Origin of the sequence: Mesorhizobium sp. M0208 (assembly GCF_040322015.1) — a bacterium.
Lineage (GTDB): Bacteria > Pseudomonadota > Alphaproteobacteria > Rhizobiales > Rhizobiaceae > Mesorhizobium.
On the sequence record NZ_JAMYSP010000014.1, the window covers coordinates 13,456 to 36,961 of the forward strand.

Genomic DNA, 23,506 nt, shown 5'->3' on the forward strand with positions numbered 1-23,506 from the left:
CCTTCCTCGGGTGGTCCACCGCAGACACGAAAGTTACCAGCATCAACACAGTGCGGGGCTAATTCGAGTGTTGGCGGAGCGGCTACTAGTTCACTGTGGGCGGCAGGGGAACATTCGCGACCGTTTCCCCGGCCACGATCGAGAACACATAAAGCAGATAGATCGCTAACACCAACAGCGCGAGGAATGAGCCGCTGGCCAAGATTCCCGCAATCGTGGCGCGGCGATACGGTTCGCCTTTTTCCTTCTTGAAGGTGTCTTCTGCGCTACGGGTTGTCTCCACAACCCGTTCGCCCGGAAGCCGGTTTCCTTCGGCCTCCTTAGATATCTTATCGGCGAGATCTCCTGCGATCACCGCATCATCCGGAAGATGACTCGCAAGCCATCCAGGAATATTTTCGCGCCCACCCATGCCCATGTGCAGTAAGATTTTAGCTTTCTTTTGTGCTCCCTTAAATTACTGTAAGCTTTAACTTTCGGCAATCGTTTGCCACCCAGGGAGCCAGCAGATCAGACTTAGGTCCCACGGGAAAGACAGTTCGATCAGACCAAAGTCCTACTGTCTATGCGCTCACCCCGGACCGCGAAGCGTTTGGGAGCGGAGATACCGCAACAATCACGAAACCGCCAGTTGCGTCGATTGCTGGTTTGTTTGCCGGGACAACTCAGTATCGAAGGGTCCATGTGCACTGCGGCGGGACCTTACCGTCGACCGACCACGTGCCTGTTAGCCAATCTCGATACCATCACTCTCGAGAGGCCTGCCCTGGCTCTGCGACCTCTTCAGCAGTGAATGTGACGCCTCGATCAGCCGACGCGATAGGGCGATCGTGTAGCGAAGCTCTTCAATCAGCGCGGTTCCGTGTTCAGTGGCCTGACGAGCACGTGCTACTTGGTTATTGTCGGGCTTCCGAGGGAATTCTTTCACGCTCCGACCTCCAAACCATGCCGACATTATCGCGAAGACCAGTGCCTGGCAACGAAGAAGCCCGCCGCCTCTTTCCGATGCGGCGGGGCGATCAAGGAGAAATGATAAGATGCCAGATAGTTGCGTCTACCAACCGCCAGTTGGACGATTCTCCGACGGTGCAGGCGTGTGAACCGGACATTGCAAAAAGACAATGCCTGAATGAACACGTCGATGGAAAGTGGTGGGCGATGACGGGCTCGAACCGCCGACATCTTCGGTGTAAACGAAGCGCTCTACCAACTGAGCTAATCGCCCGCTCCGGGCCGGACCTTTAAGCAGTTAGGACCGGCTTCGCAAGGCCAAATGAACGGCGAGTGGCTTGGCCGGGAGTCGGTTTCGGCAACAAAGTTCGGCTTGTCAAAAAACCTTCTCCTGTTTGCTGTTATGCTGTCCGGGTCCGCTTGACACCCGGTGGCTTACCCCTTATCCACCGCCCCAACGACGAACACGGCTGACACGTGCTCGTCCATGCGCGGGTGTAGCTCAGTTGGTTAGAGTGCCGGCCTGTCACGCCGGAGGTCGCGGGTTCGAGCCCCGTCACTCGCGCCATTTCTCCTTAGGGCCACGTGCCCTTGATGTCGGAGAAATGTCGACGTTGATTTGTCAAAAATCATCTTCTTTCGTGACCCAGTCCAGGTCCATTCCTTTCGAATTCTGGCATTGATCCTCATCCATCGACCTGCCCGCCTGTTTGTGGTCAAGCCAGAAGACAATAGCTTCTCGGACAAGAGCCGGGTCTAACCCATTCGCTCCCGCTCACAGTCTCATCCCGCAGCGCCGGGCTTCACCCCTTGGCGAGCAGTGCCTCGACTTCCTGCAGCGTCGGCATGGACGGCGCGGTGCCCGGGCGCGTGACCGAGATGCCGGCGACGGCGCAGGCGAAGCGCACCGCCTGCAGGGGTTCGATCCCGCTCGACAGCGCGGCGGCCAGGCCGCCATTGAAGGCGTCGCCCGCCCCGGTGGTCTCGATGACCGGGCCGGCGGCGACCGCTGCGACATGCTCGGAACGGTCGGCCGTGTGCAGCAGCGCGCCCTTTTCGCCGAGCGTCACGACGACAGCGCCCACGCCCTTCTCAAGCAGGCTGTCGGCGGCACGGCGGGCATCGTCGATGGAGGACACCTTGATGCCGGTCAGTTCCTCGGCCTCAGTCTCGTTCGGCGTCACATAGTCGCAAAGTGTATAGATGCGGTCCGGAAGCTTGGCCGCCGGCGCCGGGTTGAGAATGGTGGTCACCCCTGCCCCGCGCGCGATCTCCAGCGCCCGCATCGCCGCCTCGATCGGCTGCTCAAGCTGGGTGACGAAGACGCCGGCCGCGCGGATCAGGCCGGCATTTGCCTCGATATCGGCGGGCGTGATCAGCATCGCCGCACCGGGGCTGACGATGATCGCGTTGTTGCCGCTCGTCTCCTCGATGAAGATATAGGCGGCACCGGTGTAGCTTTCCGGCGTGTCGATGACGGCGCTCTTCACTCCGGCCTGCGACCAGGTCTGTCTCGCCATATCGGCAAAGGGGTCAGCCCCGAGGCGGGTCAGGAAGGTGACATCGGCACCGAGCCGGCCGGCTGCCACCGCCTGGTTCGAGCCCTTGCCGCCGGGGCCGAGCGTGAAGGACGTGCCCAGGATCGTCTCGCCCATCCGCGGCTGGCGGGCGGCGCGGTAGGCCGTGTCGGCGACGAAGACGCCCAATATGACAACCGGCTTCATGACGATCGGTTTCGCCGGCATGCCCCTACTCCGCATCCGGTGGCACGACGCCCTTGCGGAAGGCAAAACAGCCATAGAAGCGGCGCTCGCCGGTCTGGATGACGCAATAGGCCTTCTTGGCGCGTTCGTAGAAGGCGTAGCGCTCGACCGAGATCATCGGCCAGGCCTTGCCCTCGGCGGCATCGATCTCTTTTTGCACTTCCTGCTGCACGGCGGGAATGTCGTCCGGCTTGCCGACGATCTCCATGCGCGCGGCCGCGTCGTCGACGAAGGTGTCCAGCGGATAGAGCGAAAGCACCGCCTTGACCACGTCGGCCGCCGACGCATCGATGCGCAGCAGCCGGCCAAGCACGGTCTGGCGCGCCACCGAATCGGACGGGAAATTGGTGTCGGAGATAATCAGATCGTCGCCGTGGCCCATCGCCCGCAGCGCCTGCAGCACATCGGCATTGAGCAGGGGATTGATTCCTTTGAGCATGGTATTCCTCGCGAAGTTTGCTGGGGCGAAATCAAAGAGGCTTGCCGGTCTCTGCGTCGAAGAGATGCACCTGGTCGAGCCGCGGTTTCAGCTGCAGTGTGTCGCCCGGCTTGAAGTCGTGGCGCTCACGGAACAGCGCCACCATCTCGCCCTCGCCGAAGCGCAGGAACACCAACGTCTCGGAACCGGTCGGCTCGACCACCGAAATCTTCGCCGAAACACCATCTGGATGGATTTCGAGGTGCTCGGGCCGCACGCCGTAGACGACATTGCGGCCATCTTCCACGGCACTCTTGGCAGCAATCGGGAACGGCGTCCCGGCGATCTCGACGACGGGCTTGTCGCCCTTGCGCACGACGCCCTTGAGCAGGTTCATCGAGGGCGAGCCGATGAAGCCGGCGACAAACAGGTTGGCCGGCCGGTCGAACAATTCCAGCGGCGCGCCGACCTGCTCGATGCGACCGTCGCGCATCACCACGATCTTGTCGGCCATGGTCATGGCCTCGATCTGGTCGTGGGTGACGTAGATGGTGGTGGTCTTCAGTCGTTGGTGCAGTTCCTTTATCTCCGTGCGCATCTGGACACGCAGCTTGGCATCGAGATTGGAGAGCGGCTCGTCGAACAGGAACACCTGCGGGTTGCGCACGATGGCGCGGCCCATGGCGACGCGCTGGCGCTGGCCGCCCGAGAGCTGGCGCGGATAGCGCTTGAGGTAGGGATTGAGGTCGAGGATGTCGGCGGCCCGCTTGACCCGCTCAGTGACCACCGCCGGGTCGGTTTTGCGCAGCTTGAGAGCGAAGGCCATGTTCTGCTCGACCGTCTTGTGCGGATAGAGCGCGTAGTTCTGGAACACCATGGCAATGTCGCGCTTGGCCGGCGGCAAATGGTTGACGACGCGCTCGCCGATGGCGATGGTGCCGCCGGAGACCGTTTCCAGCCCCGCTACCATCCTCAGCAACGTGGACTTGCCGCAACCGGAAGGCCCGACCAGCACCACGAACTGCCCGTCGGCGATGTCGACGCTGACATCGTGCAGAACCTTGACGGTTCCGAACGCCTTGGCCACATTGCGGATCGCGACTTGAGCCATCATTCCCCCTTTGGTTGCCGTGAAGCTAAACAACGCAAACGGCGAGGGCAAGTCGGTCTCTTATAGATAAAAAACCCATTCACGTTGACACCGCACTTCGTTGTGCGAATAGTGACAGTGTCCGGCTTATGACCCTGTTCCGGGCGCACCGGTACGCTTGTCCGGGACTGAATGCCAAGCGTCGCGGGAGGGAGAATTCGGGCCGCTATTTACGGGAGTCGCTGTCGTTGGGGAACATAATCGGCGCTCCATCATCTGAACCAAATTCACGATTGACCTTCTGGGAGGAACGAGATGAAAGTCAGCCTTTATAACCAATTTGTCCGCGCCGGGGCCACCCGCCGCGACGTGCTGAAGGGAGCGGCCAGCATGGCCGCCCTCGCCGCGGCGTCTGGCGCCGGGCTTGGCGCCCTGACGCGCCCGGCCGCGGCCGCCGATGACCTGCGTGCGCAGATCCTGCAGATTCCGGGCGTCGGCAAGGGTCAGCCGACCGATGCCGATTTCCAGCAGGTCGGCGAGCTTTGCCTGGGAGCCACCAAGGCCAATGTCAAGGAAGGCGAATTCGCCGGCGTTGAACTCACCTTCATGGGCCTCAACAACCAGAACCTGCACAATGTGCTGTTTCGCGGCTTCCTGAAGCCGTGGGAGACCTATACCGGCGCCAAGATCAACTGGATCGACCTGGCGCAGGCTGACTACAATCCGCGTCTGCAGCAGGCGATCGCTACCAACACTATCGACTTCGACATTGTCGAAATGGGCGCACCGTTCGAAGGCGACGTCTGCGGCAAGGGCCTGACTTCGGAGATGCCCGACTGGGTCAGGACGCAGATCGACATGGACGACCTGGTGGCCTATCTGAAACCTCCCGTCGGCACATGGAACGGCAAGCAGTATCGTGTGACCGTCGACGGCGACGCGCATAACTTCAACTACCGCACCGATGTGTTCGCCGATGCCGATCTCGCCAAGGCGTGGAAGGATGGGGGCGGTGAAGGCGAATGGGGCGTGCCGAAGACCTGGCAGCAAGTGCAGGCGGTGACCAAGTTCCTCAAGGGCAAGCAGGTGAACGGCCAGGACGTCTATGGCTATCTCGATGCGCCCAAGCCCTGGGGCGGTTTCGGCTTCTACTTCCTCGGCAGCCGCGCCAGCGCTTACGCCAAACATCCCGACGACAAAGCTTGGCTATTCGATCCGGACACCATGAAACCGCGCGTCAACAACCCGGCCTGGGTCCGCGCGATCCAGGACGTGATCGATGCATTGCCTTCCGAACCGCAAGATCAGATCAATGCCGACCCGAACCAGACCTGTTTCTCTCAATTCCTCGGCGGCACCGGGTCGATGCTGGTTTGGTGGGGAGACGCTGGCTCGAACGTCAAAACCAACGACTCGTCGGTCGTAGGGGACGTCACCGGCTTCTCGATCCTGCCGGGCTCGGACGATGTCTACAACTCCAAGACCGGCCAGTGGGACAAGCTCGCCAGCGGCCCGAACCATGCGCCGAACTGCGCCTATCTCGGCTGGGGCGTCTACGTCATGGCGCGCGTCGACAGCGACGAAAAGAAGAAGAAGGCCGCCTGGTCCGCCGCCGCTCATCTCGGCGGCAAGGACCTGTCGCTCTGGTGCGCGGCCTATCCGTCGGGTTTCCAGCCCTACCGCAACTCGCATTTCAACATTCCGGAATGGGTGGCGGCGGGCTACGACGAAGCGTTCATAAGCTCATATCTCAAGTCGGAAGCCGACAGCTACAACCATCCGAACGCGGCGATCGAGCCGCGTATCCCCGGCATCTTCCAGTACTACAGCGCCGCCGAGGACATTTTGGCCAACACCTTTGCCGGCAAGATGAAGGCGCAGGAAGGCGCCGACGCCATCGCAGCCGCTTGGGAGAAGATCACCGACCAGATTGGCCGCGACAACCAGATCAAGCTCTACAAGGCCTCGCTCGGCATGTAGGCTGAGATCGTGAAACTTGGTCCGGCAGCGCAAAGCCGCCGGACCTCCGCTTGACCGACTTGGCCTCGACCGGCTCGGCCGGTCATCGAGCCTCCTGTGAACGGGCAAGACGCGTGGCTGACCGGACCCTGGCTGACCAGACTTTGTCGACAAGTGAATGGCCGGCAGGCGCCGTGCCATCCGACCTGATCCCACGGAGCCGCAAACGGCTTGGCTGGGCGCTGATGGCTGCTGCAACGCTCGGCCTTCTGGCGGTGATCGCGCTGCAGATCCTTTACAAGAGCGATGTCGACGCTATCGGCTTCGAGAGCTGGCGGCCGGTGGTCTACGCCTATGTGCTGTGGGGTGTCGCACTCGGCATCGGCCAGGTGCTGACGCGCGGCGAGGACGGCCAGCGCGCGCTGTTCCTGCTGCCGGCGCTGCTGTTCACCATTGCCATGGTGATCTTCCCGACCCTGTTCGGCTTCTACATCGCGCTGACCGATTGGAACCTCAGTTCTTTCAGCGGCCGGAAGTTCAACGGGCTCGACAATTTCTGGCAGATGCTGAACGATGCCTATTATCGCAACGCGCTGTTCAACATGGTGCTCTACGTGCTGGCGGTGTTGGTCGAATATGTGATCGCCTTCGGCCTGGCGCTGCTGCTCAACGCGCAGATCCGGGCGCGAAAATTCTTCCGCGTCGTCTTCCTGCTGCCGCTGATGCTGTCGCCGGTGGCGGTGTCGTGGATGATCGGCAAGTCGTTGATGGAATACCGCTTCGGGCCGGCCGCCACGCTGGCGCGGCATCTCGGCTGGGAAAACCCGGCCTTCTTCTCCAACCCGATCACCGCCCGCATCTCGATCATGGTGCTCGACGCCTGGACCTTCATCCCGTTCATGATGATCATGCTGCTCGCCGGCCTGCAGGCGATGTCGCGCGAAGTGCTCGAGGCGGCGCGTGTCGATGGCGCCAACCCATGGCAGACCTTCTGGCAGGTCACCTTCCCGCTGATGCTGCCGGTCTCGGTGACGGCAGTCATCCTGCGCATCATCTTCAAGCTGAAGCTCGCCGATATCATCATCACCGTCACCTCTGGCGGCCCGGGCGGCGCGACCGATTCAGTGTCGAGCTTCATCTACCGCGAATATCGCGATCGATCGAATGTCGGCTACGGCACGATGCTGGCGATGGCCTATTTGATCATCATCATCGTGTTCGTGACCTGGCTGCTGAAATTCGCCAGCCGCTTCGTGCGCAACGTCAACTGATCGGGCCGGCAAGATGAGCGTTCAGACCACGGACTATGCCGCTTCCGAAATTCGTTCGCCGGCGAGCTTCGTCGCCAACCGCGTCTTCATCTACGGCGCGCTCATCTTCTGGGCCTTCATCTGTCTGTTCCCGATCTATTGGACGATAACCACTTCGTTCAAGACCGCGGTGGACGTCACCCAGGGCCATCTGATTCCGTTCGTCGACTTCCAGCCCGACTGGAAAGGCTGGCGGTCACTCGGCCTCTCTCCGGACTCGATCCTTCGGACGTCGACGGTTCGCGACGAATTTATCAAGCGCTTCATGAATTCGGTCATCACTTCGGTCGGCGCCTCGAGCCTGGCGATCGTCATTGGCAGCCTCGCCGCTTACGGGCTGACCCGCTATCGTTACAAGTTCGCCTGGTTCAGGAACGAGGACATCTCCTTCTTCTTCCTGTCGCAGCTGATCCTGCCGCCGGTGGTACTGGCCTTGCCCTTTCTCGTGCTCTACCGGGAAGTCGGCCTGCTCGACACACGCATCGGGCTGATCCTGCTCTATACGCTGATGGTGCTGCCGATCGTCATCTGGATCATGCGCGACCAGTTCAATTCCATTCCCGTAGAACTGGAGGAGGCAGCACTCGTCGACGGCCTGTCGATCTGGGGCGCTTTCTTGCGCATCGTCATGCCGATCGCGCTGCCGGGCATGGTCGCGGCCTTCATCCTTGCAATGGTGCTGTGCTGGAACGAGTATTTCTTCGCCGCGCTTCTGACCTCGACCGACGCCAAAACCATCCCTGTCATGGTGGCGAGCCAGACCGGCTCACAAGGCATCAACTGGTGGTCGATGGCAGCGCTCGCCACCGCGGCCATCACACCGCTCGCCGTTATCGGCATCGCGCTCGAGCGTTACCTGATCATGGGCATGACGGCGGGCGCGGTGAAATAACTGCGCCAGCCTTCCCTTCTTCCACAACAAGGGAATAACAAGGGAAGAGGGAAAACCGCGCTAACCCGAAAGGGTTGCCCGCAAATGATCGAGGATCATGGCGATCCCTTTTTGCCCCAATTCGGCCGAGGCTTCGGAAGCACTTGCCGTGTACCAGCCGGTGTTGTCGGCGAAGCGGTCGGCATCGACCGCTTCCGGGCACAACGCCAGCATCAGCGACGTCTCGCCGATGCCGGCATGGTCAAACGGGTATTGGGTGTGCATTGAAGCCGGCATCAGCGGATGCACCTGCACCCAGTTGAAGAAATTGCTGCCCTCGGCGTGCTCGGCATAATAGTTGGCCATCGCCGCAGAGCCCCACCAGCCTTCGCCACGTTCTTTCTCCAGGAAGCGGAAGATCGCCTGCCGGCCGGCGGCCTTGAAGGCGAGATCGGTTGGCATGCCGGCAGCAAAATTTTCGGTCTGGTGGTGAATGATGGCGTGGATGTTGCGGAAGCCGATACGCAGCAGGCTGTAGAACAATTCTTCCGCAAATGGCGCCAGCACATTGCCGCCGACCTGCACCGAACCACTGCCCTCCGGTGCTGCAACCGCATAGCTCGCCGCGCCGTAATAGAAGGGCGGCAGAATGACGATCTCGGCTTCTTTTTCGAACAGTTCCAGGCTCTTGATCACCGCCAGCGTGTCCATGCCGACGGCCATGTGCTCGCCATGGTATTCAAGCACACCGAGCGGCAACACGACCGGCCGGTTCTCGACAATCGCCTTGCGGATCTGGTGCGGCAGCATCAATTCGTACCGCATGACAACTACTCCATATTGGTGTGGCGGGCGCGCATCGCTTCAGGCGAGACGCCGGTCAGGTCCCGGAGCTTCAGCACCATCACTTCGAAGAGAACGAACAGCGCGCCTTCGAAGACCGAGCCCATCGGCAGCACGGACGTCTTTTCCGGCCCCTGGTCGTCGGCCATGGTCTGAGCCGGGATAAGCAGTGTGAAGTCGGCCAGCTTCGCGGCAGTGCTGTGGGATTGCGCGGTGAGCAGCAGGACTGTGGCACCGGCCTCGCGCGCGACCCGCATCAAGGTCAGCACCGTCGAGGTCTCGCCCGGGCCGGAACTGGCGAGGAAGACATCGCCCGCGCCCAGGGGCGGCGTGGTCATATCGCCGACAACCGAAACCGGCAGACCGAGGTGATAGAGCCGCATGGCAAAACCCTTGACCTGCAGCGCCTCGCGGCCGCACCCATAGGTGACGATCTTTCTCGCGCCCGCCAAGATGGCGCAAGCGGCGTCGATGCGGCTTTCGTCGATACGTTCCAGCACGGTACCAAGCTCGCTCAGCGCAATCCCAAACAGGTTTTCGCCGGCGTCCCTCATGACTGCACCAGCTTGCAGTTGCCGGAGAACCACTTGAATATGTCAGTCACATCTGCCCCGAACAGCTTGTTTTCATTCATGCTATCACCGCGAAAATCGGTGTCCAACGACACGCAGTGCTTTTGATGTGCCACAGCCGTGATAGTGTCACGGCAAATCGCAAATGAGGAACAACAGTATATGAAGACACGGCATTTCGACCGCATCGGCAATGGCGGCATCACCTTCACCGAGCTCGGCTTCGGCACCGCGCCGCTCGGCAATCTCTACCGCGCCGTCTCCGACGAGGACGCCAATGCCACGCTGGAGGCGGCATGGCGGGTCGGCTGCCGCTACTTCGACACCGCGCCGCTTTATGGGCTAGGCCTAGCCGAAACGCGGCTCAATCCGTTCCTGCGTTCGAAGAAGCGCGACGACTACGTGCTGTCCAGCAAAGTCGGACGCATCATGCGCGCCTGTCCGCCGGATCAGCGCACCGGCATCGGCAAATTCTTCGACACCCCTTCGCGCCGCGAGGTCTACGACTATAGCTATGACGGTATCATGCGCTCCTTCGAGGCCTCGCTGGAACGGCTCGGTGTCGACCGCATCGACATCCTCTTCGTGCACGATGTCGACGTCTTCACGCATGGCAGCAAGGAAGCCTCGGACCAGCGCATCCAGGAATTCATGAGCTCCGGCTACTATGGATTGCTGGCATTGCGCGACCAGGGCGTGATCAAGGCGTTCGGCGGCGGCATCAACGAGTGGCAGGTTGCCCAGACGCTGGCCGAGCGCGGCGATTTCGATCTGTTCCTGCTTGCCGGGCGCTACACGCTGCTGGAGCAGGAGGCGCTGCAGTCTTTCCTGCCGCTATGCCAGCAACGCGGCATCGGCATCGTTCTCGGCGGGCCTTACAATTCCGGCATCCTGGCAACCGGGCCGAAGCCCGGCGCCTACTACAACTATTCGAAGGCGCCGCAGGACATCATCGACCGCGTCACCCGTATCGAGGCCGTCTGCAAGCGCCACGGCGCGCGCCTGATCGAGGCGGCGCTGCAGTTCCCGCTGCTGCATCCTTCCGTCGTCTCGGTAATCCCCGGCGGCCAGTGGCCTGGCGAAGTCGAAAGCAATCGCTCGCTGCTCGACGCGAAGCTGCCATCGGCGCTGTGGGCCGATCTCAAGAAAGAAGGCTTGATGCGCACGGACGCGCCGACGGCGTAGCGCCGTCCTTTCCAACAGAAAAGAAAAACCGGATATGCCGGTTCTTCTTTTCTCTGAAAGACTTAAGGAGGCGCTTAGTTGACCGCGTCCTTGAGGCCCTTGCCGGCCGAGAACTTCGGCACGGTGCGCGCCGGGATCTTCACTTCCGCACCGGTCTGCGGATTGCGGCCGGTCGACGCGGCGCGTTTTGACACGGTGAAATTTCCGAAGCCGACAAGCCGGACATCGCCGCCCTTTTTCAGTTCGCCGGTGATGACGGAAAACACCGCATCAACCGCCGACTGCGCGTCACCCTTCGAAATACTCGCGGCATCGGCGACAGCGGATACCAGTTCGTTCTTGTTCATAAAAATTCCCTTCCATGAGAAAACCGGAACACTCGACTCATCCGGCAGGAAACGGACTTTAGAAAGAAGCGCCCCGGCAACCAAGTCGAAAAGCGCCAAGAAAGTTGAAAAAAGCCCGGAAATCTGCGGTTCTTCACATGAAAAAGCCGGGCTCAAGGCCCGGCTCTCTCTTTGTGCATTGCAACTTTAGCAAGCGCTAATGCGCCAGCGATTTACCAGCTTCGTCTGCGACATCGACCACGGCCGGCGCATTAACGGGTTCGACCCACTGGATCGGTTCCGGCATGCGCACCAGCGCATGGCGCAACACTTCACCGACGCGTGAGACCGGAATGATTTCCATGCCGCTCTTCACGTTTTCCGGAATCTCCGCCAGATCCTTGGCGTTCTCTTCCGGGATCAGCACCTTCTTGATGCCGCCGCGCAGTGCGGCAAGCAGCTTTTCCTTAAGGCCGCCGATCGGCAGCACCCTTCCGCGCAGCGTGATCTCGCCGGTCATCGCCACATCGGCCCTGACCGGGATACCGGTCAGCACCGAAACGATTGCCGTCGCCATCGCCACGCCAGCCGACGGTCCGTCCTTCGGGGTTGCGCCCTCCGGCACGTGGACGTGGATATCGCGCTTATCGAACAGCGGCGGCTCGACGCCGAAATCGATGGCCCGCGAGCGGACGTAAGAGGCCGCCGCCGAGATCGATTCCTTCATCACATCGCGCAGATTGCCGGTCACGGTCATGCGCCCCTTGCCGGGCATCATGACGCCTTCCACCGTCAACAGCTCGCCGCCGACTTCCGTCCAGGCGAGCCCGGTGACCACGCCGACCTGATCGTCGCTCTCGACCTGGCCGAAGCGGAAGCGCGGAACACCAAGGTAATCGGCAAGATTGTCCGCCGTGATGTTGATCGTCTTCTTCTTCGTCTTCAGGATCTCGGTCACCGCCTTGCGCCCGAGCTTCATCAGCTCGCGCTCCAGGCTCCTGACGCCCGCTTCACGGGTGTAGGTCTGGATGATGCCGCGGATCGCGTCCTCGCCGACGGAGAACTCCTTCGGCTGCAATGCGTGGTCGCGGATCACCTTGGGCATCAGGTGACGCTTGGCGATTTCGATCTTCTCGTCCTCGGTGTAACCGGCGATACGGATGATCTCCATGCGGTCCATCAAGGGCGCAGGGATGTTCAGCGTGTTCGCCGTCGTCACGAACATCACGCTCGACAGGTCGTATTCGACCTCGAGGTAATGGTCCATGAACGTCGAGTTCTGCTCGGGATCGAGCACCTCGAGCAAAGCCGATGACGGATCGCCGCGGAAATCCTGGCCCATCTTGTCGATCTCGTCGAGCAGGAAGAGCGGATTGGATTTCTTCGCCTTCTTCATCGACTGGATGACCTTGCCGGGCATCGAGCCGATGTAGGTGCGCCGGTGACCGCGGATCTCGGCCTCGTCGCGCACGCCGCCCAGCGCCATGCGGATGAACTCGCGACCGGTCGCCTTGGCGATCGACTTGCCGAGCGAGGTCTTGCCGACACCGGGAGGTCCGACGAGGCACAGGATCGGCCCCTTCAGCTTCTTCTGGCGGCTCTGCACGGCGAGGTATTCGACGATGCGGTCCTTGACCTTGTCGAGGCCGAAATGATCCGTATCGAGCACGTTCTGGGCAAAGGCCAGATCCTGCTTGACCTTGGAGTTCCTGCCCCATGGGATCGACAGCAGCCAGTCGAGATAGTTGCGCACCACGGTCGATTCAGCCGACATCGGCGACATCGTCCGCAGCTTCTTCAGTTCGGCTTCCGCCTTTTCGCGGGCCTCCTTGGAAAGCTTGGTCTTCTTGATACGCGCCTCGATCTCGGCGGCCTCGTCGCGGCCGTCCTCGCCCTCGCCGAGCTCCTTCTGGATCGCCTTCATCTGCTCGTTGAGGTAGTATTCGCGCTGTGTCTTCTCCATCTGGCGCTTGACGCGCGAGCGGATGCGCTTCTCGACCTGCAGCACCGAGATTTCGGCTTCCATGAAGCCCATCGCCTTTTCCAGCCGTTCCTTGACGGACAGCGTGGCAAGCATCTCCTGCTTCTCGGGGATCTTGATGGCAAGATGCGAAGCGACCGTGTCGGCGAGCTTGGAATAGTCGTCGATCTGGCTGGCGGCACCCACCACTTCGGGCGAGATCTTCTTGTTCAGCTTGACGTAGTTCTCGAAGTCGGTGACCACGGAACGCGCCAGCGCCTCGACCTCGACCTCTTCCTCATCCGGTTCGACCAGCGCCGCAGCACGGGCTTCATGGAAGTCGGGACGGTCGGTGAACGCGACGATTTTCGCACGCGAGGCACCTTCGACCAGCACCTTCACGGTGCCGTCCGGCAGTTTCAGCAATTGCAGCACATTGGCGAGCGTGCCGATGTCAAAGATGGCATCGGGCTCCGGATCGTCGTCGGCGGCATTCATCTGGGTCGCGAGCAGGATCTGCCTTTCCTGACCCATCACTTCTTCCAGCGCCTTGATCGACTTTTCACGCCCGACAAAGAGCGGAACGATCATGTGCGGGAACACCACGATGTCGCGCAGTGGGAGGACTGCGAAGACGCCGTCGCTGGGAGCCTTGGATAATTTGGCCATTGTCCAACCTTTCATGTCGCGGCCGCCAATCGGCCAACCGCGAATCTCATATTAACGACCGAGGATCGTTCCGCCTACCACCGTTTGTGACGGGAGTTTTACAGCACAGAATTCGGCACCACGGCCTTCTGCCATTAGTTGGAGGCACTGAGGGTAAAGATCAAGGGTCAACACGGTCCGTACCTCCAATCCGCACCCAGCACGCGGCGCCATGCGCGGTATGCGACAGCAAAACGGCGCCCCGCGGCGCCGTTTCAGAAAAATCCATTGCCGGCTCACGTCAGGCGCTGACGTTGCCCTTCTTCTCCTTCTGCTCGGAATAGATGTAGAGCGGCCTGGCGTTGCCTGACACCACCTCTTCCGAAATAACCACTTCGCGCACGCCTTCCAGTGCCGGCAGCTCGAACATGGTGTCGAGCAAGATCGCTTCCATGATCGAACGCAGGCCGCGTGCGCCGGTCTTGCGCTCGATGGCGCGCTTGGCGATCGCCGAGAGCGCGTTCTCGTGGAAGGTCAGGTCGACATTTTCCATCTCGAACAGCCGCTGATACTGCTTGACCAGCGCGTTCTTCGGCTCGGTCAGGATTTGGATCAGTGCCGGCTCGTCGAGATCCTCCAGCGTCGCCAAGACAGGCAGACGGCCGACGAACTCGGGAATGAGGCCAAACTTCAAGAGGTCCTCAGGCTCGACCAGGCGGAAAACATCGCCGGTGCGGCGATCCTCGGGCGAAGCGACGATAGCGCCGAAACCGATCGAGGTCTTCCTGCCGCGATCCGAGATGATCTTGTCCAGCCCGGCGAAAGCGCCGCCGCAGATAAATAGGATGTTGGCGGTGTCGACCTGCAGAAATTCCTGCTGCGGATGCTTCCTACCGCCCTGCGGCGGCACGGACGCGACAGTGCCCTCCATGATCTTCAAAAGTGCCTGCTGCACGCCCTCGCCCGATACGTCACGGGTGATCGACGGGTTGTCCGACTTGCGCGAGATTTTGTCGATCTCGTCGATATAGACGATGCCGCGCTGGGCGCGCTCGACATTGTAGTCGGCCGACTGCAACAGCTTCAGGATGATGTTCTCGACGTCCTCGCCGACATAACCGGCTTCGGTCAGCGTCGTCGCGTCGGCCATGGTGAAGGGGACGTCGATGATGCGGGCCAGCGTCTGCGCCAGCAGCGTCTTGCCGCAGCCGGTCGGGCCGATCAGCAGGATGTTCGACTTCGCCAGTTCGACATCGTTGTTCTTGCCGGCATGGGCGAGGCGCTTGTAGTGGTTGTGGACGGCCACCGACAGCACGCGCTTGGCGTAGGGCTGGCCGATGACGTAGTCGTCGAGAACCTTGAGGATTTCCTGCGGTGTCGGCACGCCCTCGCGCGACTTCACCATCGAGGTCTTGTTCTCTTCGCGGATGATGTCCATGCACAGTTCGACGCATTCGTCGCAGATGAACACCGTCGGCCCGGCGATCAGCTTGCGCACTTCGTGCTGGCTTTTGCCGCAAAACGAGCAATAAAGCGTGTTCTTGGAATCACCGCTGTTGTTGCCGACCTTGCTCATTTTCCTGTCCTTTCATGGCCGCCCGCCGATGGTCTGGTTGAAAGGGCGCATATTCAATCTATCGCGGGAATCCGCTGCCGCCAGTGCCCCGGCTCCCGCAACGCATTCCGTACGAAACACAAATCGGAAAACGGGGCAATGATTCGAACAACCCCACGCAAAGCTAAGCCGTCGAAAATCAACATAGCCTTAACGTAGGCAATTGCACCCGTCGAGGGAACAGCCAATTGTGGCCGAAATGCCGCAAGCTGCGCCAAAAGCGCGTAATCCCGCCACTCATTGCCACCGCGTGGCCACCGCGGGACTATAAGGCAATACCTTCGACCGGCTCACGTGACGAAATGACCTTGTCGATGAGGCCGAAATCCCTGGCCTCGTCGGCAGTCATGAAATGGTCACGGTCGAGCGTTCTTTCAATCTCATCGTAGCTCTTGCCGGTGTGCTTGACGTAAACCTCGTTGAGGCGGCGCTTCAGCTTGATGATATCCTGGGCATGGCGCTCGATGTCGGAGGCCTGGCCCTGGAAGCCGCCGGAAGGCTGGTGGACCATGATGCGGGCATTCGGTGTAGCAAAGCGCATGTCCTTGTGGCCGGCAGTCAGGAGCAGCGAACCCATCGATGCGGCCTGGCCGATGCAGAGCGTCGACACGGCGGGCTTGATGAACTGCATGGTATCGTAGATCGCCATGCCGGAGGTGACGACGCCGCCGGGCGAGTTGATATAGAGGTTGATTTCTTTCTTCGGATTCTCCGCTTCGAGGAACAGCAGTTGCGCGCAGACCAGCGTCGCCATGCCGTCCTCGACCGGGCCGGTGATGAAAATGATGCGCTCCTTGAGGAGCCGCGAGAAAATGTCGTAGGCCCGCTCGCCGCGATTGGTCTGTTCGACCACCATCGGAACGAGGTTCATGTAGGTTTCGACGGGGTTCTTCATGGACTATCCCTTTTTGAGGATGGGATTCCGGCGCCGGAGATTTGCAATCGGGCAGAATCGGTTCTGGATCGTTATTGTGTAAATAGGATGCCGGCTCACCCTAGCGCAAGGCCGCCTCTCCTAGCCATCCGGTTAAGTCGAATCAAGGTTTCCAAAGCAAGTTTTGCCCGTCGCCGTGCCGGCAGCCCTCTCCTGCCGTCGGAAGGTCGCTCATGCCTGGCCGGCGTTTAGCGTTTTCTTAACCGCATCGCTTAACGAAAAGTGGTGAAACCGCTTTTTCCAGCCACGGCTTACCCTACAATTCAACGTTGAACTCGCTTCATGCAGTTCAAACAGGGGAGTGCGATGATCAGGAAAGCTGCTTCCTTGGCCCTTACCGGCATCACCGTTCTCGGCATGGCGTCCGAAACGGCTGCCGGCGGACGCGTGATCGAATGCTACGAGCAGGTCAACAGGCCGGCCGTCTACGACACAGTCTATGAGGACGTGCTCGTCAGCCCAGCCGGCCAGCAGGTGGAATACGAAGCGCCAATCTACGGGACGCGCGAGCGCTTGGTGCAGATCGCGCCGGCGCACGTCAGCTACGAGATCGTGCCCGCCATCACCCGCATCATCTACCGCTCCGTGAAGGTTGCTGACGGCGGCTATTCCTGGGAATGGCGCATCATCAATGGCCGCAAGGTGCTGTGCAAGGTCAGGCACAAGGCGCGCTATGAACGCGTGGCCGAAATCGTCGTGGTTGAGCCGGAACGCCGGCGGCGCGTTGTCCTCCCCGCCGAATACGAGAGCGTCGCCGAAGAGGTTCTGGTGCGGCCGGAGCAGCGGCGCATCATCGACATTCCGGCGTCGTATCAGACAGTGGCTCGCCGCTTGGTGGTCAGGGAGGGTTCGTCGAGCTGGCGGCGAGTGCATATTCCGAGGCATTGCCGATACTAGGCGCTCAGGGCGCCTCGGCCCTGAGCCATTTCTTCAGGCCGTCGACATCGTCATTGCCGACGCAGGCCGCAACCCTTCTGCCAACAGCCGCGCCGAACTTGTAGCCGTGGCCGGAGCAGGCCGAGACGACCAGGCATTTGCCTTTCCGGTGGGCCAGGAATCTCTCGTCGACGGTGAAGGTGTAGGCGCAGGTGACCACTTCGGTGACCCTGTACTCCTCGATCCGGGCAATCGGCGGCGAAAACAGGTTGCGGATCGCCTCACCCTCGCCCGGCACCGGCTGGCGGTTCCAGTCGGCATCGCTGGTCGGCACCCTGTGCAGGCCCGAGCCGAATTTCATGCCGGCGCCACCTGTCGGCGGAATTGCGTAGCCGTCGATGGTGCCGCCGACGTTGAGGACGACCGGCGCTGCCTGCCAGGCTGCCTTCAGATCAACCGGCGGTTCGACATAGGCGAGCGCGGTGCGCCAGGTTTTCAGTTCGCCGTCCAGTTCCGGGAACAGTTTCAGGACCCAGGCGCCGGCAGCGACGACGATCCGGTCGGCCTGCATCGTTTCGCCGCTCGCAAGCACGACCTGTCCGGCGTCGGCGTCGATCTCGGCGACCTTGCTGTTTTCGTAGACATTGGCGCCGTTCGCGCGCAGCCACCTGGCGAGGCCCGAAGCGATCTTGCGGCAGTGCAGCGCGCCGCCGTCCGGCGAAAAATATGCATAGCGGAATGAACCAGGTTCTAGGAACGGCCAGCGTTCGACCGCGGCGTCCGGCTCGACCAATTCGAACGGATAATTTCCCGCTTCCATGCCCTCGCGGTATTCCTCCGCCTCATCTCCCGGCTCGCGCGAAATACAGATGAAGCCGCGCGGATCGAGATGGCTTTCACCGAGATCGGCCCACATCTCGTCCCAGGCCTCATAGGCTTCGGTGATCAGCCGGCCGTAGCCCGTTCCGGCCCGGTAGGCGCGGCGAATAATGCGATGGTGGTCGCCGGAGGCGGCGAGCGGATTGGGAATCGATCCCTGCTCGACGATCGAGACGAGGTGACCAGCCTTGACCAGCGACCACGCCGTCGAAAGTCCGGCAATGCCTGCACCGACCACGATCACATTCATGAAAACTGTCCTTCCGCAACCGCTTCGGCGGCTCACCTCACGGCAGGGCCAACATACGGTCTGGCACCAGACTGGCAAGCCGCGCTAATGATCTGGCATGACCGAATTGAAGCCGCCCTACCTTGCCTTTGATCCAGCCACGCGCAGCCTGCGGCTCGATCCGCACGAGCCGGCTTTCTTCCACAATCCATACGAGGCCTACACCTTCCTGCATGGCGCATCGAACGCCTTCTTCTGGGAAGAATTTGGCTTCTGGTGCTTTGGCGGCTTCGACGATGTCAACCGTCTGCTGCGCGATCGCCGCTTCGGCCGCCAGAACCCGGCCGGCATTCCGGACAGCCGAGGCATCGGCCAGGACCGTACGCATCTCAGCGCATTCGACGGCGTCGAGGCCAATTCGATGCTGGAGCTGGAGCCGCCTGTCCACACACGGCTCAGAACGCTGGTCAACCGCGCCTTCGTCTCGCGCCAGATCGAGCGGCTCAGGCCGCGCGTCGAGGCGCTGGCCAACGAACTGATCGACCGCTTCGAACCAGGAGAAGTCGACCTGCTGCCGGCGCTCGCCGCTCCCTTGCCGATCACCATCATTGCCGAGATGCTCGGCGTGCCGGTCGACATGGGGCCGCAGCTGCTCGACTGGTCGCATCGGATGGTCGCCATGTACATGCACGGCCGCACCCGCGAGACCGAAGAGACGGCCAATCGCGCGGCGCGGGACTTTTCGCATTTTTTGCGCGGCTACGTCGCCGAGCGGCGAAAGAGGCCGGGCGACGATCTTCTGTCGCTGCTGATTGCGGCGCAGGAGGACGGCCAGAAACTGTCGGAGGACGAGCTGGTATCCTCGGCCATCCTTTTGCTCAATGCCGGCCATGAGGCAACTGTCCACCAGACCGGCAATGCGGTGCGGTCGATCCTCGCACAAGGCGGCGATCCACGCCGCTTCTTCACCTCGTCGGAAGCAACAGCCGCGACGGTCGAAGAGTGCCTGCGCTTCGACGCGCCGCTGCACATGTTCACGCGCTACGCCTATCAGAAGGTCGAGGCCGGGCCTGGTATCGTCGTCCAGCCGGGCGAGACGATCGGTCTGCTGCTCGGCATGGCCAATCACGACCCGGCGGCCTTTGCCGAGCCCTTCGCCTTCAGGCCGGGCCGCGCCGACCAGAAGAACGTATCGTTCGGCGCCGGCATTCATTTCTGCATCGGCGCGCCGCTCGCCCGGCTCGAATTGCAGGTGTCGCTGAAAACCCTGTTCGACCGGCTACCGCAGCTGCATCTTGCCGAACAGCCGCGCTTGCGCGACACCTATCATTTCCATGGGCTGGAAACGCTCGCCGTGCGCTTTTGAGCATTCGTCCGGCAGGCTCAGCCGCAGGGGTGATCAAAGCTTGATCACATACTCCTTGCGAGTCGTTTCAAACACTTCCCAGCTGCCCTTAAAGCCCGGCCTCAGCACGAAGCTGTCGCCTGCCCTGACAGTGCGCGCATCGCCGCCGTCTTCGGCGATCACCGAAACCCCTGACAGGATGTGGGAGAACTCCCACTCATCATATTCGATGCGCCATTTGCCTGGCGTCGCTTCCCAGACGCCGGCATAAAGGCCGCCGTCCTGTTCCTCGACATTCCAGGTGCGGAATTTCGGATCGCCCGAAATCAGGCGATCCGGCGCCGGCGCGCCAAGTTCCGGTTCGACGGTGTCGACGCCGACGGAAAGAAATTTCGGCGGAGTCATGGCGATCAAACCTTGGCGAGAGCCTGTTCCAGATCGGCGACGATGTCGTTGACGTCCTCGATACCGACCGAAAGCCTGACTGTGTCCGGCCCTGCCCCCGCGTTGATCTTCTGCTCGTCGGAAAGCTGGCGATGCGTGGTCGATGCCGGGTGGATGACCAGCGACTTGGTGTCGCCGACATTGGCCAGGTGCGAGAACAATTCGAGCGCTTCGACGAATTTGATGCCCGCCGCATAGCCGCCCTTCAACCCGAAGGTGAACACCGCGCCGGCGCCAAGCGGCGAGTACTTCTTCTGCAGCGCATTGTTCTTGTCGCCGGGCAGGCCGGGATAGGACACCCAGGCGACCTTGGGGTGCTTGGAGAGCCATCCGGCGACCGCCGCCGCATTGTCGCAGTGGCGCTGCATCCTGAGCGGCAACGTCTCCAGGCCAGTCAGGATAAGGAATGCATTGAACGGCGAAAGCGCCGCGCCGATATCGCGCAGGCCAAGCACGCGGGCAGCGATGGCGAAGGCGAAATTGCCGAAGGTCTCGTGCAGGACGAGGCCGCCATATTCGGGGCGCGGCTCCGACAGCATCGGATATTTGCCCGACTTCGACCAGTCGAAGGTGCCGCCGTCGACGATGGCGCCGCCGATGGAATTGCCGTGACCGCCGATGAACTTGGTCAGCGAATGCACGACGATGTCGGCGCCATGTTCGATCGGCCGCAGCAGATAGGGCGAGGCCAGCGTGTTGTCGACGATCAGCGGCAGGCCGTGCTTGCGTGCAACGTCGCCGATCTTCTCGATGTCGACGAAGACGCCGCCCGGATTGGCCAGGCTTTCGATGAAGATTGCCTTGGTCCTGTCGTCGATCTGGCTCTCGAAGCTCGAGATGTCATTGGTGTCGGCCCAGCGCACCTGCCAGCCGAAATTCTTGAAGGCATGACCGAACTGGTTGATCGAGCCGCCGTAAAGCTTTGTCGCTGAAACGAAAGTGTCGCCGGGCTGCATCAGATTGTGGAAGACCAGCACCTGCGCGGCATGGCCGGAGGCGACCGCAAGGCCTGCCGTGCCGCCTTCGAGTGCCGCGATGCGCTCTTCCAGCACCGCCTGGGTCGGGTTCATGATGCGGGTATAGATGTTGCCGAACGCCTTCAGCCCGAACAGCGAGGCGGCATGGTCGGCATCGTCGAAGACGAAGGAGGTCGTCTGGTAAATCGGCGTCGCTCGCGCGCCGGTCGCCGGATCCGGCTTGGCGCCGGCATGGACGGCGAGCGTGTTGAAACCGGGCGTGCGGGCCATCGAAAAACCTCCCTTTGAACCTTCTGAAAAGCGCGCCGCATTCTTGGCGGAGCCCGGCTCCGAATGCAAAGAAGAAAATGCCCTTCCCCGTGACAACGGCGGGCGGGGCTGGCGGAAAAATACAGCAGAACTGGAAGATTATTTCTGGCGAACGCCGAAACTCTGGAATCCCGGGCGCATCAGCGGCTTTTTCGACGACAAGACGCCGGAATTGACGCCGGTCCAGCCGATCTCGCCGGACAGCTTGCCGTATTCGATCTTCGGGCAACGGTTCATCACCACCTTGACGCCGGCGGCCTCGGCACGCGCGGCGGCCTCGTCATTGCGCACACCAAGCTGCATCCAGATGACGTTCGGCAGCGGATCGAGCCGCAAGACCTCCTCGACGATGCCCGGCACTGCCACGGAGCCGCGAAAGACGTCGACCATGTCGATTGGCTCTGGAACATCGGCCAGCCTGGCATAGGTCATCCGCCCGAGGATTTCCTTGCCGGCCTGGCCGGGATTGATCGGGAACACCGAAAACCCCTTGCCGAGCAGATATTTCAGCACAAAGTAGCTCGGCCGCACGTCATTGGCCGACGCGCCGACCATGGCGATGGTCTTCACCGAATTGAGGATGCCGGCGATATAGGCGTTGTCGTAGGCGTCGTGGTTCATGCCTTGTCATACAGCGCTTCGGAGTGAGGTGCCAACAGCCGAGCAAGTGGCTTGCAATGGGCCAGAGGGGAACCTCGTCAGCCGGGCAGCGAGATCGTTCCGTCTTCCGCAATCGGAAAGGCCGGATTGTGCGCGACTTCCCAGACATGCCCGTCGGCATCGGCGAAATATCCATACCAGCCGCCCCAGAAGGCGCGGCCAGCCGGCTTGACGATACGGCCGCCGGCTTTCTCGGCCATCGCCAGCACTGCATCGACCTCGGCGTCGGAGCGGGTGTTGTAGGCGAGATAGACGGCCGACGGCGCCTTGGAGAAGGTAACGCCCGAATCCTCTTCGGCGCTTTGCCGCGGGAACAGGCCGAGAATGGCGCCGCCCATCTGGAAGAAGGCAACGCCCTCGGTGATCCCGGCATGGCGCTTCAGGCCCATCGCCTCGTAGAAGTGCACGGCGCGGTCGAGATCGTCCGTGGCGATGGTGATGATGGAGACGCGCGGTTCCATACCCGCCTCCTATTCCTCCGGCCATTCCGGCTTGCGCTTGCCGATGAAGGCGCCGATGCCCTCTTCCGCATCGCGCGCCAGCATGTTCTCGACCATGACGCGCCCGGTGTAGTCATAGGCCTCGGCCAGCCCCATCTCGGCCTGCTCATAAAACGCTTCCTTGCCGATCTTGACGACCAAGGACGATTTGGAGGCAATGGTTTGCGCGTATTTGGTGACGATTTGATTCAGATATTCGCGCGGCACGACGCGGTTGACCAAGCCGAATTCCTTGGCGGTTACCGCATCGATCGTCTCGCCGGTCAAAAGCATCTCCATGGCGTACTTGCGCGAGACGTTGCGCGACAGCGCGACCATCGGCGTCGAGCAGAACAGGCCGATATTGACGCCAGGCGTGCAGAAGGTCGCCTCGTGCGAGGCGATGGCGAGGTCGCAGCTGGCGACCAGCTGCAATCCGGCCGCTGTCGCCAGGCCATCGACTTCGGCGATCACCGCCTTAGGATGGCGAACGATCGCCTGCATCAGGGAAGCGCAGGCGGAAAACGTCTTTTCGAAGAAGGCCCTGCCGCGATCGGCATCGGCGCGGTGCGCGCTCAACTCCTTGAGGTCGTGCCCGGCGCAGAACACTTTGCCGGTCGCCCCAAGCACGATGACGCGGACGGATTTGTCGGCCTTGGCGCGGTCGAGTTCCGCCGTCAGCGCCGCCATCATTGCAAGCGAAAGAGCGTTGGCCGGCGGATTGGCGAGCGTCAGGCGCAGCACGCCGTTGTCCAGCCTGGAGACGACCGGCCCTTCGGCAACGGCAGGCTTGATGGCGACGATTTCGGCCATGATCGTTCCTCTGCGATTCCGGATCGGTGATGAACTAATCTAGTATGCCG

General features: G+C 61.7%; 22 protein-coding genes and 2 tRNA genes. 7 read left to right on the forward strand and 17 right to left on the reverse strand.

The annotated features are described in order from the left end of the window. Window positions 1–85 precede the first annotated feature (85 nt). Both NKJ17_RS15910 and NKJ17_RS15915 read right to left on the reverse strand, forming a co-directional pair. Window positions 86–412 (reverse strand): hypothetical protein, encoded by a 327-nt coding sequence (locus tag NKJ17_RS15910; protein WP_254817609.1) that lies wholly within the window; start codon window positions 410–412, stop codon window positions 86–88. Between the two features lie 737 nt (window positions 413–1,149). Next, window positions 1,150–1,225: transfer RNA gene (locus tag NKJ17_RS15915), tRNA-Val, on the reverse strand. A gap of 217 nt (window positions 1,226–1,442) precedes the next feature. On the opposite strand from NKJ17_RS15915, the gene NKJ17_RS15920 reads away from it, so the two are divergent. Then, window positions 1,443–1,519 (forward strand) — tRNA-Asp (locus NKJ17_RS15920). Between the two features lie 235 nt (window positions 1,520–1,754). Here the strand turns inward: NKJ17_RS15920 and rbsK are convergent. Genes rbsK through NKJ17_RS15935 form a run of 3 tightly spaced genes read right to left on the reverse strand, consistent with a single transcriptional unit; the run spans window position 1,755 to window position 4,243 of the window. Next, a complete protein-coding gene (rbsK, locus tag NKJ17_RS15925) occupies window positions 1,755–2,696 on the reverse strand; it encodes a ribokinase (RefSeq protein ID WP_352506461.1) in 942 nt (313 codons plus the stop codon). Between the two features lie 4 nt (window positions 2,697–2,700). Beyond that, complete coding sequence (locus NKJ17_RS15930) at window positions 2,701–3,153, reverse strand: RbsD/FucU family protein (RefSeq protein WP_352689359.1); 453 nt, start codon at window positions 3,151–3,153, stop codon at window positions 2,701–2,703. A 31-nt stretch (window positions 3,154–3,184) separates the two neighbouring features. Beyond that, window positions 3,185–4,243: an ABC transporter ATP-binding protein gene (locus NKJ17_RS15935; protein ID WP_352689361.1), complete on the reverse strand. Its 1,059-nt coding sequence runs from the start codon at window positions 4,241–4,243 to the stop codon at window positions 3,185–3,187. Between the two features lie 294 nt (window positions 4,244–4,537). Here NKJ17_RS15935 and NKJ17_RS15940 point away from each other — a divergent pair, with 294 nt between their 5' ends. From NKJ17_RS15940 to NKJ17_RS15950, 3 genes are all read left to right on the forward strand, one after another. After that, window positions 4,538–6,202 carry an ABC transporter substrate-binding protein gene (locus NKJ17_RS15940; RefSeq protein WP_352689363.1) on the forward strand — a complete coding sequence of 555 codons (1,665 nt, stop codon included), beginning with the start codon at window positions 4,538–4,540 and terminating at the stop codon, window positions 6,200–6,202. 128 nt (window positions 6,203–6,330) lie between these two features. Beyond that, window positions 6,331–7,452 (forward strand): carbohydrate ABC transporter permease, encoded by a 1,122-nt coding sequence (locus NKJ17_RS15945; protein WP_352506569.1) that lies wholly within the window; start codon window positions 6,331–6,333, stop codon window positions 7,450–7,452. Window positions 7,453–7,465: 13 nt separating this feature from the next. After that, entirely contained in the window at window positions 7,466–8,383 is a 918-nt protein-coding gene (locus NKJ17_RS15950) for a carbohydrate ABC transporter permease (protein WP_352506464.1), read from the forward strand. Window positions 8,384–8,443: 60 nt separating this feature from the next. Here NKJ17_RS15950 and NKJ17_RS15955 read toward each other — a convergent pair whose 3' ends face one another. Together NKJ17_RS15955 and hxlB are read right to left on the reverse strand one after the other, a co-directional pair. After that, a complete protein-coding gene (locus NKJ17_RS15955; protein ID WP_352506465.1) occupies window positions 8,444–9,187 on the reverse strand; it encodes a creatininase family protein in 744 nt (247 codons plus the stop codon). A gap of 5 nt (window positions 9,188–9,192) precedes the next feature. Then, window positions 9,193–9,759 carry a 6-phospho-3-hexuloisomerase gene (gene hxlB / locus NKJ17_RS15960; RefSeq protein ID WP_352506466.1) on the reverse strand — a complete coding sequence of 189 codons (567 nt, stop codon included), beginning with the start codon at window positions 9,757–9,759 and terminating at the stop codon, window positions 9,193–9,195. A gap of 180 nt (window positions 9,760–9,939) precedes the next feature. On the opposite strand from hxlB, the gene NKJ17_RS15965 reads away from it, so the two are divergent. Next, window positions 9,940–10,962: an aldo/keto reductase gene (locus tag NKJ17_RS15965; RefSeq protein WP_352506467.1), complete on the forward strand. Its 1,023-nt coding sequence runs from the start codon at window positions 9,940–9,942 to the stop codon at window positions 10,960–10,962. A 74-nt stretch (window positions 10,963–11,036) separates the two neighbouring features. Here NKJ17_RS15965 and NKJ17_RS15970 read toward each other — a convergent pair whose 3' ends face one another. The 4 genes from NKJ17_RS15970 to NKJ17_RS15985 all read right to left on the reverse strand — a co-directional run bounded on the left by NKJ17_RS15970 (window position 11,037) and on the right by NKJ17_RS15985 (window position 16,406). Further along, window positions 11,037–11,309 carry an HU family DNA-binding protein gene (locus NKJ17_RS15970; RefSeq protein ID WP_006201846.1) on the reverse strand — a complete coding sequence of 91 codons (273 nt, stop codon included), beginning with the start codon at window positions 11,307–11,309 and terminating at the stop codon, window positions 11,037–11,039. A 196-nt stretch (window positions 11,310–11,505) separates the two neighbouring features. Continuing rightward, window positions 11,506–13,917 carry an endopeptidase La gene (gene lon, locus NKJ17_RS15975; protein WP_254817728.1) on the reverse strand — a complete coding sequence of 804 codons (2,412 nt, stop codon included), beginning with the start codon at window positions 13,915–13,917 and terminating at the stop codon, window positions 11,506–11,508. 280 nt (window positions 13,918–14,197) lie between these two features. Then, on the reverse strand, window positions 14,198–15,472 hold the full coding sequence (clpX, locus tag NKJ17_RS15980) for an ATP-dependent Clp protease ATP-binding subunit ClpX (RefSeq protein ID WP_006332719.1): 1,275 nt from the start codon (window positions 15,470–15,472) through the stop codon (window positions 14,198–14,200). A 304-nt stretch (window positions 15,473–15,776) separates the two neighbouring features. Then, window positions 15,777–16,406: an ATP-dependent Clp protease proteolytic subunit gene (locus NKJ17_RS15985; protein WP_254817601.1), complete on the reverse strand. Its 630-nt coding sequence runs from the start codon at window positions 16,404–16,406 to the stop codon at window positions 15,777–15,779. Window positions 16,407–16,751: 345 nt separating this feature from the next. Here NKJ17_RS15985 and NKJ17_RS15990 point away from each other — a divergent pair, with 345 nt between their 5' ends. Further along, window positions 16,752–17,342: a hypothetical protein gene (locus NKJ17_RS15990; protein ID WP_352506468.1), complete on the forward strand. Its 591-nt coding sequence runs from the start codon at window positions 16,752–16,754 to the stop codon at window positions 17,340–17,342. 4 nt (window positions 17,343–17,346) lie between these two features. On the opposite strand, the gene NKJ17_RS15995 is transcribed toward NKJ17_RS15990, so the two are convergent. Beyond that, on the reverse strand, window positions 17,347–18,450 hold the full coding sequence (locus NKJ17_RS15995; RefSeq protein WP_352506469.1) for an NAD(P)/FAD-dependent oxidoreductase: 1,104 nt from the start codon (window positions 18,448–18,450) through the stop codon (window positions 17,347–17,349). Between the two features lie 97 nt (window positions 18,451–18,547). Here NKJ17_RS15995 and NKJ17_RS16000 point away from each other — a divergent pair, with 97 nt between their 5' ends. Beyond that, window positions 18,548–19,795, forward strand: coding sequence for a cytochrome P450 (locus tag NKJ17_RS16000; RefSeq protein WP_352506470.1), 1,248 nt, complete (start codon window positions 18,548–18,550; stop codon window positions 19,793–19,795). 33 nt (window positions 19,796–19,828) lie between these two features. Here NKJ17_RS16000 and NKJ17_RS16005 read toward each other — a convergent pair whose 3' ends face one another. The 5 genes from NKJ17_RS16005 to NKJ17_RS16025 form a co-directional block, all read right to left on the reverse strand. Beyond that, the gene (locus NKJ17_RS16005) at window positions 19,829–20,179 is read right to left on the reverse strand and encodes a cupin domain-containing protein (protein ID WP_352506471.1); all 351 of its coding nucleotides are present in this window, start codon (window positions 20,177–20,179) and stop codon (window positions 19,829–19,831) included. 5 nt (window positions 20,180–20,184) lie between these two features. Beyond that, window positions 20,185–21,465, reverse strand: coding sequence for an O-acetylhomoserine aminocarboxypropyltransferase (locus NKJ17_RS16010; RefSeq protein WP_352689367.1), 1,281 nt, complete (start codon window positions 21,463–21,465; stop codon window positions 20,185–20,187). Window positions 21,466–21,603: 138 nt separating this feature from the next. Further along, a complete protein-coding gene (locus NKJ17_RS16015; protein ID WP_352506473.1) occupies window positions 21,604–22,125 on the reverse strand; it encodes a CoA-binding protein in 522 nt (173 codons plus the stop codon). 77 nt (window positions 22,126–22,202) lie between these two features. After that, complete coding sequence (locus tag NKJ17_RS16020; protein ID WP_352506474.1) at window positions 22,203–22,625, reverse strand: VOC family protein; 423 nt, start codon at window positions 22,623–22,625, stop codon at window positions 22,203–22,205. A gap of 9 nt (window positions 22,626–22,634) precedes the next feature. Continuing rightward, the gene (locus tag NKJ17_RS16025; RefSeq protein WP_352506475.1) at window positions 22,635–23,456 is read right to left on the reverse strand and encodes an enoyl-CoA hydratase; all 822 of its coding nucleotides are present in this window, start codon (window positions 23,454–23,456) and stop codon (window positions 22,635–22,637) included. Between the last annotated feature and the right edge of the window lie 50 nt (window positions 23,457–23,506).

Coding starts and splice junctions, on each gene's coding strand:
- NKJ17_RS15995 (WP_352506469.1), bottom strand. CDS start 18,450: ATGAATGTGATCGTGGTCGGTGCAGGCATTGCCGGACTTTCGACGGCG.
- NKJ17_RS15965 (WP_352506467.1), top strand. CDS start 9,940: ATGAAGACACGGCATTTCGACCGCATCGGCAATGGCGGCATCACCTTC.
- NKJ17_RS16015 (WP_352506473.1), bottom strand. CDS start 22,125: ATGAACCACGACGCCTACGACAACGCCTATATCGCCGGCATCCTCAAT.
- NKJ17_RS15985 (WP_254817601.1), bottom strand. CDS start 16,406: ATGAAGAACCCCGTCGAAACCTACATGAACCTCGTTCCGATGGTGGTC.
- NKJ17_RS15940 (WP_352689363.1), top strand. CDS start 4,538: ATGAAAGTCAGCCTTTATAACCAATTTGTCCGCGCCGGGGCCACCCGC.
- NKJ17_RS15930 (WP_352689359.1), bottom strand. CDS start 3,153: ATGCTCAAAGGAATCAATCCCCTGCTCAATGCCGATGTGCTGCAGGCG.
- NKJ17_RS15910 (WP_254817609.1), bottom strand. CDS start 412: ATGGGTGGGCGCGAAAATATTCCTGGATGGCTTGCGAGTCATCTTCCG.
- clpX (WP_006332719.1), bottom strand. CDS start 15,472: ATGAGCAAGGTCGGCAACAACAGCGGTGATTCCAAGAACACGCTTTAT.
- NKJ17_RS15935 (WP_352689361.1), bottom strand. CDS start 4,243: ATGGCTCAAGTCGCGATCCGCAATGTGGCCAAGGCGTTCGGAACCGTC.
- NKJ17_RS16000 (WP_352506470.1), top strand. CDS start 18,548: ATGACCGAATTGAAGCCGCCCTACCTTGCCTTTGATCCAGCCACGCGC.
- lon (WP_254817728.1), bottom strand. CDS start 13,917: ATGGCCAAATTATCCAAGGCTCCCAGCGACGGCGTCTTCGCAGTCCTC.
- NKJ17_RS15990 (WP_352506468.1), top strand. CDS start 16,752: ATGATCAGGAAAGCTGCTTCCTTGGCCCTTACCGGCATCACCGTTCTC.
- NKJ17_RS16020 (WP_352506474.1), bottom strand. CDS start 22,625: ATGGAACCGCGCGTCTCCATCATCACCATCGCCACGGACGATCTCGAC.
- hxlB (WP_352506466.1), bottom strand. CDS start 9,759: ATGAGGGACGCCGGCGAAAACCTGTTTGGGATTGCGCTGAGCGAGCTT.
- NKJ17_RS16025 (WP_352506475.1), bottom strand. CDS start 23,456: ATGGCCGAAATCGTCGCCATCAAGCCTGCCGTTGCCGAAGGGCCGGTC.
- NKJ17_RS15970 (WP_006201846.1), bottom strand. CDS start 11,309: ATGAACAAGAACGAACTGGTATCCGCTGTCGCCGATGCCGCGAGTATT.
- rbsK (WP_352506461.1), bottom strand. CDS start 2,696: ATGCCGGCGAAACCGATCGTCATGAAGCCGGTTGTCATATTGGGCGTC.
- NKJ17_RS15955 (WP_352506465.1), bottom strand. CDS start 9,187: ATGCGGTACGAATTGATGCTGCCGCACCAGATCCGCAAGGCGATTGTC.
- NKJ17_RS16005 (WP_352506471.1), bottom strand. CDS start 20,179: ATGACTCCGCCGAAATTTCTTTCCGTCGGCGTCGACACCGTCGAACCG.
- NKJ17_RS15950 (WP_352506464.1), top strand. CDS start 7,466: ATGAGCGTTCAGACCACGGACTATGCCGCTTCCGAAATTCGTTCGCCG.
- NKJ17_RS16010 (WP_352689367.1), bottom strand. CDS start 21,465: ATGGCCCGCACGCCCGGTTTCAACACGCTCGCCGTCCATGCCGGCGCC.